This is a genomic window from Ruminococcus sp., from assembly GCF_017650195.1.
In the GTDB taxonomy this organism is placed as follows: Bacteria; Bacillota; Clostridia; order Oscillospirales; family Ruminococcaceae; genus Ruminococcus.
Genome location: NZ_JAGCFH010000281.1, coordinates 19,886 through 27,893, shown reverse-complemented (window position 1 = coordinate 27,893; position 8,008 = coordinate 19,886). Strand labels below are relative to the sequence as shown.

Sequence of the window (8,008 nt, the reverse complement as noted above, 5' to 3'; positions counted from 1 at the left end):
CTCAAGGATATCGCAGTGCTCACAGGCGGTGAGGTAATTTCCTCAGAGCTTGGTCTTGAACTCAACGAGACAACTGTTGAGCAGCTCGGTCAGGCAAAACAGGTAGTTATCCAGAAGGAGAACACTATCATCGTAGACGGCGCAGGTGACAAGAAGGCTATAAAGTCAAGAGTTGCCCAGATCAGAAACGCTATCGAGAAGACAACTTCCGACTTCGACCGTGAGAAGCTCCAGGAGAGACTTGCAAAGCTTGCAGGCGGCGTAGCAGTTATCAAGGTCGGCGCAGCTACAGAGATTGAGATGAAGGAGAAGAAGCTCCGTATCGAAGACGCTCTTGCAGCTACAAAGGCAGCAGTTGAGGAGGGTATCGTAGCAGGCGGCGGTACAGCATTTGTAAATGCAATGCCGGCAGTTAACAAGCTCGTTCCCACACTTGAAGGCGACGAAAAGACAGGTGCAAAGATCATACTCAAGGCTCTTGAAGCACCTGTACGTCAGATTGCAGAGAATGCAGGACTTGAAGGCAGCGTTATAGTAGACAAGATAATTCGTTCACGCAAGATAGGCTACGGTTTTGACGCATACAATGAGGTATACACAGACATGATACCGGCAGGTATCGTAGATCCTACAAAGGTAACAAGAAGCGCACTCCAGAATGCAGCTTCCGTAGCATCAATGGTACTCACAACAGAGAGCCTTGTAGCTGATATCAAGGAAGATACACCTGCTGCACCTGCAATGCCCGCAGGCGGAATGTATTAAGCAGCGTGAGGCTAACCTCTTGCCACATTGTTGCTCGTAAACTCGGTTACTCTTAATAGGAACGTAACTTGTACATTGCTTACAGCACTGTAAATTGTATAGAAAAAAGGCGAACCTTTGGGTTCGCCTCTTTTATATGGGTAGAGTTTCGCCGTCCGTCAATGCCTGATAACTTAAAAAAGCGGCTTGTATTGTAAATACTTCACAATACAAGTCGCCTGATTTTTTGCAATAGATAGAGCTTAAAAATTATTTTATGCTATTCCAGCCCCTTTATATAGAGGGGGGGAGTGATAATGCTAAGCAAGCTTACAAGTGCCGGTGCGGCAACTTAATCGTCAATGAATTCGCTCTTGTATTCTGCCACACGAGCCTTATCGCCGTGGCAGTCTATCTCGATATCGCCGTGCTCCTTCATTTTAATAATGCTCTGGAACATTATAATAAAGGCTATAGCATTGCTGATGATACTGAAATACACTCTTATACCCAGCAGATTTCCGAGCATACCTGCCGCAATTATAATTATACATACGATTACGAGTCTTTCCAGCTTTTTGTTGTTGGTATCGAGCTGAACGAAAGTCAGACATACCAGGCCCGATATAAGGGTGTGAATAATTGCAAGCGTCAGAGAAAAGGGCTTGTAGAAATCTATCTTTGATGAATTGAGCTCCATTATCATCATTACAGATTCAAAGATGACATAGAATGTCCATGCAGCCTTGAAAGCCCTTCTGAAACGTATAGCAGAAATTATCAGCCAGTCGCCGAACATAAGTAACGCAAAACCGGTTACCTCGGTAATATAGGCTATTAAGGCAAGTATCCTTGTATGCAGTTCGTAGGAAGCGTAGGTCTTGTAGAAGATAAAGCAAATAAATCCGAAGGCGATAAACAGGATATTACCTAAAAGACAGAGCTTAAGCCCCTTGTTTAATCTTTCATGCATTTGTACAGCTCCTTAACCGAGAGCTTTCAGAGCTCTCTGTCCGATATCTTTTCTGAAATGAGCTCCCTCAAAACTTATTCTGTCAACTCCACTGTAAGCTTTGTCGAGAGCAGCTTGTAAGGTGTCGCCCTTGGCAGTAACGCCGATGACTCTTCCTCCGTTGGTAAGGAATTTATCGTCGGGAGAGAGCTTTGTACCTGCGTGGTAAACGAAGCAACCTTCAACCTGTCCCTTTTCGTCGAAGCCTTTCATTTCAATGCCCTTGGGATAGCTTTCAGGATAACCGCCGCTTGCCATGACTACGCAGGCACAGCTACCCTTATGCCATTTTATATCCACTTTGCCGAGCTCGTGGTTGTATATAGCCTCGAATATTTCGTAGAGGTCTGCGTCCAGCATTGGGAGAACTACCTGAGTTTCCGGGTCGCCGAAGCGGCAGTTGTACTCTATCACCTTGGGGCCTTTTGGAGTTATCATAAGGCCGAAGTAAAGACAGCCCTCGAATGTGCGTCCTTCGGCGTTCATAGCGTTCATAGTGGGTATGAAGATCTTTTCCATGCATTCCTTGGCGATATCCTCGGTATAACATGGATTGGGAGATACCGTGCCCATACCTCCGGTATTCAAACCCTGATCTCCGTCGAGAGCGCGTTTGTGGTCCATCGAGGATATCATAGGCACCATAGTTTTGCCGTCTGTGAAACTGAGCACAGATACCTCAGGGCCTGTGAGGAATTCCTCTATAACTATACGTGCGGAGCTCTTCCCAAATTTGAGTTCGTCTATCATTTCGTGGACAGCCTTTACGGCTTCCTCCTCGTTCTGAGCGATGATGACGCCCTTTCCGAGAGCGAGACCGTCAGCCTTTATTACAGCCGGATAGCTGTTCTGCTCCTTTAAATAAGCCACAGCCTTTTCGGAATCGGTGAATACCTCATAGAAAGCGGTAGGTATGTTGTATTTCTTCATGAGCTCCTTTGAAAACACCTTGGAACCCTCGATAATAGCCGCATTAGCTTTGGGACCGAAGGTCATGAAGCCCTCTGCCTGCAATGCGTCCACCATACCCAGTACCAGCGGGTCGTCGGGAGCTACAACTACCATATCCGGTTTTAGCTCCTTAGCGAGAGCAACTATACCGTCAACGTCAGTCGCCGCAACATTGAAGCACTGGGCATACTTTGATATACCGCCGTTTCCGGGAGCGCAGTAGAGCTTTCCAACCTGCGGACTTTCTGCCAGCTTCATTATTATGGCGTGTTCACGGCCGCCTCCGCCGACTACTAATACGTTCTTCATTGGGGTATTCCTCCTGTATGTAAATAGTTATTTGATATCCTTTATGGTTATGCCGTCAAGCATTTCTTCGATATCGGCTTTTTCTTCATCTGTTTCATATACTGCGTTGATCGTGTAGAAAAGATCGCCGTTTCTAAAAAAGTATGTATCGCTGAATAACTTATAACCACTTGATGTGGAAGCATAATCAAAATAAAAGCGCTCACATTCAAAACCGAACCTGTTCTTTTTCTCTCTTGTCAGTACAGAATATCTATCTTTTTTTTCGAGTTTTTTCTTATAGATTTCATCTGCACGGTCGGCAGGAGAATCATTATTTTTCTCAACACATATTGAGACACAAGGAAAAGATATTTTGTCAACGCTGTCAGCCTCTGCATACCATTCCCTGACACAGAGCAGAGCGTTTTCGTGTAAAGCTTGAGCATCTTCTGTCGTGTCAAGAAGATAATACTTTGATCCCGTATCAACGCTGAACCATTCGTAGTCATATACATCAGGCTTTGTGGCAATACGGAAATCGGAAGTGTATTTCGCCGTTTTTACGACATTGGATATTATCTTTTTTATTATATTTGCTTTTAACGAGCTGCTAGACCAACAGTCTGCCGACAAAAAATAAGTATCTGTTCCAAGCATATAATGCAGATTAGTTTCCGTTTTGCCTGATATTTTTTCTTCCGCTAAACTGAAATAGCCTGTATAAGGACACCCCTCAAGCTTTTCCAGTTGCTTGGTTTTTTCAGTGCTGCGATAAGGGAAGAGTTCGCCTATCAGATCAGATTTATAGTTCAGATGCTCATCAGTGAAAACGATATCTTCGCCGAGACATTTGAAAGTCAGCTTATAATCGCCGTTCTGATCTTCCAGCTTGAGGCTCTTCGGGACCTTAAAGCTGTAGTTTTCCGTGGTGACAGTTTCCGTCGGTTCGGACAGATACCAGCCATAGCCTAAAAAACGGCTCCTGCAAGTGCGATAATTGCCCCTGTGATAATGATTCCTTTTTTCATTTTTTTAGTTTCCCCTTTGAATCTTCATTATATCATGTTTGTTTTAATCATTTGTACTTAAGATGCTTAACGTGTCTGTCCTCATCTATACCGAGAGCGGCAGCAGTGCATACCAGCACCAGTGCTCCCACAAGGAGTATAGAGAAGAAAAATGTTATATACTCAGTACGCTGTATCAACCAGCCCTCGGAAGCGTAGGACTTCATCGAGGAGCGAGAGATAAGCAGCGCCAGTACGTGTTCGGCTGTGAACCCCAGTATCCACAGAGCAGGAGCCGCTTTGAGAGTGCGCCTGCACCGCTTTGCAGAAAAAGCCCAGCCAGTACAGCTGATTATATAAGCAATAAAGGGAAGCCATACTATCTCTGCGAGACAGAGCAGAAGTCTGCATTTTCCTGATATCATCATCTCCGGGTGAGCCTCCCTGAAGGCTTCGCCGGTAAACGCGCCGAATACAGTCCCTGAAAGTATATAGGAGAGGACTGCAAGTATGATGTATGTGACGCAGAAAACAGACGCTGTTATGTATAGCTTCCTTAAAGATATTGAATTGTAGCTGCCCATAGTTTTTCCCCCCGAATAAACAAAACATAATGGTGCATATCCGCCTTATTTAGTTATATATAGTATATCATAATGGGCCGGATATTGCAAGATGTTATTTTTCGTCAGCTAGCTTTATGCTGCTGAGAAGCTCTGCTATTTTTCCGTCCACAAATCCGAAGTTATTGCTTTCTGCATAAGCGCACAGGTAATTGTTGCCGCAGTCGGCAATATAGGTCCTGCCGTGAAGGTCTTCGTTTATCGACCATTCGTAGTAATAGAAGTTTCTGTCAGCTGTAGCAAGAGTTCCCGTAGATACAACGTCGTCGTCGTTTATCACTGAGAGCACCTTGAACTGTGCGTCGTTCCCGTTTCTCTGTTCCTCAGACCTAAAAAGCGTTATGCCGCAGATAGTCAGTTCCTTGGCAGCCTTCATACGGAAATCGCATATATCGTCTGAGGCATCGGTGTAGTTCCAGATAGTTGGGTCAGCAAAAAAAGTGAAGTCGTCACATGTTACGTTGCCTTTATTGTAGCTGAGCACTTCCTTTTTTAGTTCTATTTTCGTTCCCTGTTCAGTAGCGGCTGGACTTTCTGAGGGAACATATGACTTTTGCTTAGTGCAGCCGCAGAAGGATGTGGAAAGAACAATTGCAGAGATTATAGATATTATAGTGTTTTTGTTCATCGGTTTCTCCTTGTAATAAGGCTGCGGTCAGGGAACCGCAGCCGGCAATTTGGTTATCAGTGGTGGAAGAGTCTTATTCCTGTGAATGCCATTGCTATGTTATATTTATTGCAGGTCTCGATAACGTTGTCGTCGCGGATAGAGCCGCCGGGTTCTGCGATGTATTCAACGCCTGATTTCTTAGCGCGTTCGATGTTATCGCCGAAGGGGAAGAAGGCGTCAGAGCCGAGGCATACACCGGTATTCTTTGCGAGCCAAGCTTTCTTTTCCTCACGGGTGAATACAGCAGGTTTAACCTTGAATATTCTCTGCCACTCGCCCTCGCGGAGAACGTCCTCGTATTCGTCACCAATATATACGTCTATAGCGTTGTCACGGTCTGCGCGGCGGATATCGTCAACGAACTGAAGTCCCATTACCTGCGGAGACTGTCTAAGCCACCAATTGTCAGCCTTCTGACCTGCAAGGCGTGTGCAGTGGATACGTGACTGCTGACCTGCACCGATTCCGATAGCCTGTCCGTCCTTGACGTAGCATACGGAGTTGGACTGGGTATATTTAAGAGTGATAAGGGAGATAAGGAGGTCGTCTTTCTTGTCATCGGGGATATCCTTATTGTCTGTAACTATATTTGCGAGGAGCTCGCGGTTTATATCAAGCTCATTACGCCCCTGCTCAAAGGAAACGCCATATACCTGCTTTGTCTCAATTGGAGCAGGCTTATAGTTCTCGTTCATTTTTAGTATACAGTAGGTTCCTTTTCTCTTGGACTTAAGTATCTCCAGAGCCTCAGGCTCGTAATCGGGAGCGATAACGCCGTCGGATACCTCGCGCTGTATCATCTTGGCTGTGCATATGTCTACCTTGTCCGAAAGAGCGATAAAGTCACCATAGGAGGACATTCTGTCAGCACCTCTTGCTCTTGCGTATGCGCTTGCAAGGGGAGTGAGTTCGCCAAGGTCGTCCACCCAGTATATCTTTTTGAGATCGTCACTGAGCGGTCTGCCGATAGCAGCTCCTGCTGGGGAAACGTGCTTGAAAGAGGTAGCTGCGCACATACCTGTAGCAGCTTTGAGCTCCTTTACCAGCTGCCAGCCGTTGAAGGCGTCAAGCAGGTTTATATATCCGGGCTTTCCGCAGAGTACCTCGATAGGGAGCTCGCTGCCGTCAGCCATATAAACTCTTGAAGGTTTCTGATTTGGGTTACAGCCGTATTTTAACTGCATTTCATTTGACATTGTTAATGTCCTCCTTATATATTAATTCATAATTCGTAATGCTTAATGCATAATTATTCAGCCTGTTTTAAGGTTCAGTCAGCTTTGTTCCTTTTTATCCTAGCAAGCTCCTTGCGGATATTGTCAGCCCATTCGGTATCATCGTTGCTTATACGATAAACTCTGAAACCGTTGGCGATACCGTTTTCATAAACAGACTTTTCATCGTCTACATGAAGATCTATCCGGTAAGCAGCAGGATATTTTGATGGGAAATTTGCTCTTCCTTTTGCAACTTCCTTTTCATGGCGGATGGCGTTGACTATGCTGTCAATCCTTACGCCGTAATGCCTGAATATACCGCGGATATACCTTTCGCTCCTGTTGGATGTGGTATATATCCACAGTTCGGTATCGGAAGAATTAATCTCTTTTAGGAGTTCCGCAGTGCCCTTTCTGAGCTTGTCCTTGTATATCTTGTTATACGGGAATTTCAGCTCAGGCTCAATGGGGACTTCCGTTGGATTCACAAAAAGTGTTTCATCAAGGTCGAAGGATATTTTCATAATACATCAATCAGCCTGTTTAAGGTCTTCGTACTCATATTCCGTCACGGTGAGCTTGTTTTTTGATATGTAATTATCCTCAATATATATCATACGTCCCTCTTCATCGTATCTTAGCTCCTTAGTACGTACTATCCTTTCGGTATCGGGGTCAGGCATAAGAATGATATCTAAGGACATTAAGTCGCCGTTATCGTTGTATTTTGCGTTCTGTATCAAAGCGTAGTCGGCTCCTTCTTCCTTCCCGTAATCCGAATAACAACTTATTGAAGAAAGGGGATAGTTTTCTTCAGTATATGTCATTGAGACAGAGGAATACTTCTGGTTGCTGTAACGAATGAAAGTAATATTACCGTTATCGTCAAACTCGCAGTCCGAATAATCTGTTTTGTTATCGCTCAGTATTTCATTGTAATCGGTTTCAGGGTCATATATGATTTCGTGTGCGGCGTATTGATGATGATTGCTGTCATATATCATATCAAGTTCAAAGCTTGTTTTTTCGTTTTCCTTACCTTCAACTCTTATATTGTCGCCGTTTTCGTTATACTTGTAATAATTCTCGCTTTCTCCCAGAATACGGGAATTGATTTTTTCATAAGACATACTCCCGTTTTCGTCATAAAGGTACTCGATCCTTGAATCTATCGTTTCCTCACTTGTTTCAGGGTTAACTTTTATTTTGAGCAGAACGTCGGCATGATTGTTGAGATAACAAACGGTTATTGAACTTATTTCGTCGTTAACAGTTGTTACTTCCGTTTTTTTTGTCACTGCTTCAGCAGGTATCTCGGCGGAAAGCTCTGATTTCGCCGTTGTTTCCTGAGGGCAATTCTCTGAGGCAGTTCCCTCCAAGGCGGTATCAGCTGTTATGTATTCGTCTTGGCTTATTTCACTGCTTGTGTCTCCGCAACCGGTTGCTGTCATTAGACAAAGCAGCATAAGCAGAATACTGAATGTTTTCATTTG

The 8,008-nt window shown here is 44.6% G+C and carries 10 protein-coding genes; 2 read left to right on the top strand and 8 right to left on the bottom strand.

The window, feature by feature from the left end:
* The coding region (locus J6U00_RS12800) for a TCP-1/cpn60 chaperonin family protein (protein ID WP_296582431.1) at positions 1–765 on the top strand (765 nt) is incomplete at its 5' end.
* A 331-nt stretch (positions 766–1,096) separates the two neighbouring features.
* On the opposite strand, the gene J6U00_RS12795 is transcribed toward J6U00_RS12800, so the two are convergent.
* Genes J6U00_RS12795 through J6U00_RS12785 form a run of 3 tightly spaced genes read right to left on the bottom strand, consistent with a single transcriptional unit; the run spans position 1,097 to position 3,655 of the window.
* Positions 1,097–1,717: a hypothetical protein gene (locus J6U00_RS12795; protein WP_296582429.1), complete on the bottom strand. Its 621-nt coding sequence runs from the start codon at positions 1,715–1,717 to the stop codon at positions 1,097–1,099.
* Positions 1,718–1,729: 12 nt separating this feature from the next.
* Positions 1,730–3,016 carry a phosphoribosylamine--glycine ligase gene (gene purD, locus J6U00_RS12790; protein ID WP_296582427.1) on the bottom strand — a complete coding sequence of 429 codons (1,287 nt, stop codon included), beginning with the start codon at positions 3,014–3,016 and terminating at the stop codon, positions 1,730–1,732.
* Positions 3,017–3,043: 27 nt separating this feature from the next.
* Entirely contained in the window at positions 3,044–3,655 is a 612-nt protein-coding gene (locus tag J6U00_RS12785; protein WP_296582426.1) for a hypothetical protein, read from the bottom strand.
* Between the two features lie 90 nt (positions 3,656–3,745).
* On the opposite strand from J6U00_RS12785, the gene J6U00_RS12780 reads away from it, so the two are divergent.
* Positions 3,746–3,970, top strand: coding sequence for a hypothetical protein (locus tag J6U00_RS12780; protein ID WP_296582424.1), 225 nt, complete (start codon positions 3,746–3,748; stop codon positions 3,968–3,970).
* A gap of 103 nt (positions 3,971–4,073) precedes the next feature.
* On the opposite strand, the gene J6U00_RS12775 is transcribed toward J6U00_RS12780, so the two are convergent.
* The 5 genes from J6U00_RS12775 to J6U00_RS12755 all read right to left on the bottom strand — a co-directional run bounded on the left by J6U00_RS12775 (position 4,074) and on the right by J6U00_RS12755 (position 7,966).
* Entirely contained in the window at positions 4,074–4,589 is a 516-nt protein-coding gene (locus tag J6U00_RS12775) for a hypothetical protein (protein ID WP_296582423.1), read from the bottom strand.
* Positions 4,590–4,683: 94 nt separating this feature from the next.
* Positions 4,684–5,256, bottom strand: a complete 573-nt coding sequence (locus J6U00_RS12770) for a hypothetical protein (RefSeq protein WP_296582422.1) — start codon at positions 5,254–5,256, stop codon at positions 4,684–4,686.
* Between the two features lie 56 nt (positions 5,257–5,312).
* Positions 5,313–6,494, bottom strand: a complete 1,182-nt coding sequence (locus J6U00_RS12765; RefSeq protein WP_296582420.1) for a phosphoribosylaminoimidazolecarboxamide formyltransferase — start codon at positions 6,492–6,494, stop codon at positions 5,313–5,315.
* A 74-nt stretch (positions 6,495–6,568) separates the two neighbouring features.
* Positions 6,569–7,039: an HAD family hydrolase gene (locus J6U00_RS12760; RefSeq protein ID WP_296582418.1), complete on the bottom strand. Its 471-nt coding sequence runs from the start codon at positions 7,037–7,039 to the stop codon at positions 6,569–6,571.
* Positions 7,040–7,045: 6 nt separating this feature from the next.
* Positions 7,046–7,966, bottom strand: coding sequence for a hypothetical protein (locus J6U00_RS12755; RefSeq protein ID WP_296582417.1), 921 nt, complete (start codon positions 7,964–7,966; stop codon positions 7,046–7,048).
* Positions 7,967–8,008: the final 42 nt, after the last annotated feature.

Bases quoted from the DNA above. Each gene is read 5' to 3' on its own strand.
- J6U00_RS12775 (WP_296582423.1), bottom strand. From the start codon at position 4,589: ATGGGCAGCTACAATTCAATATCTTTAAGGAAGCTATACATAACAGCG.
- J6U00_RS12765 (WP_296582420.1), bottom strand. From the start codon at position 6,494: ATGTCAAATGAAATGCAGTTAAAATACGGCTGTAACCCAAATCAGAAA.
- J6U00_RS12770 (WP_296582422.1), bottom strand. From the start codon at position 5,256: ATGAACAAAAACACTATAATATCTATAATCTCTGCAATTGTTCTTTCC.
- J6U00_RS12755 (WP_296582417.1), bottom strand. From the start codon at position 7,966: ATGACAGCAACCGGTTGCGGAGACACAAGCAGTGAAATAAGCCAAGAC.
- J6U00_RS12785 (WP_296582426.1), bottom strand. From the start codon at position 3,655: ATGCTTGGAACAGATACTTATTTTTTGTCGGCAGACTGTTGGTCTAGC.
- purD (WP_296582427.1), bottom strand. From the start codon at position 3,016: ATGAAGAACGTATTAGTAGTCGGCGGAGGCGGCCGTGAACACGCCATA.
- J6U00_RS12795 (WP_296582429.1), bottom strand. From the start codon at position 1,717: ATGCATGAAAGATTAAACAAGGGGCTTAAGCTCTGTCTTTTAGGTAAT.
- J6U00_RS12760 (WP_296582418.1), bottom strand. From the start codon at position 7,039: ATGAAAATATCCTTCGACCTTGATGAAACACTTTTTGTGAATCCAACG.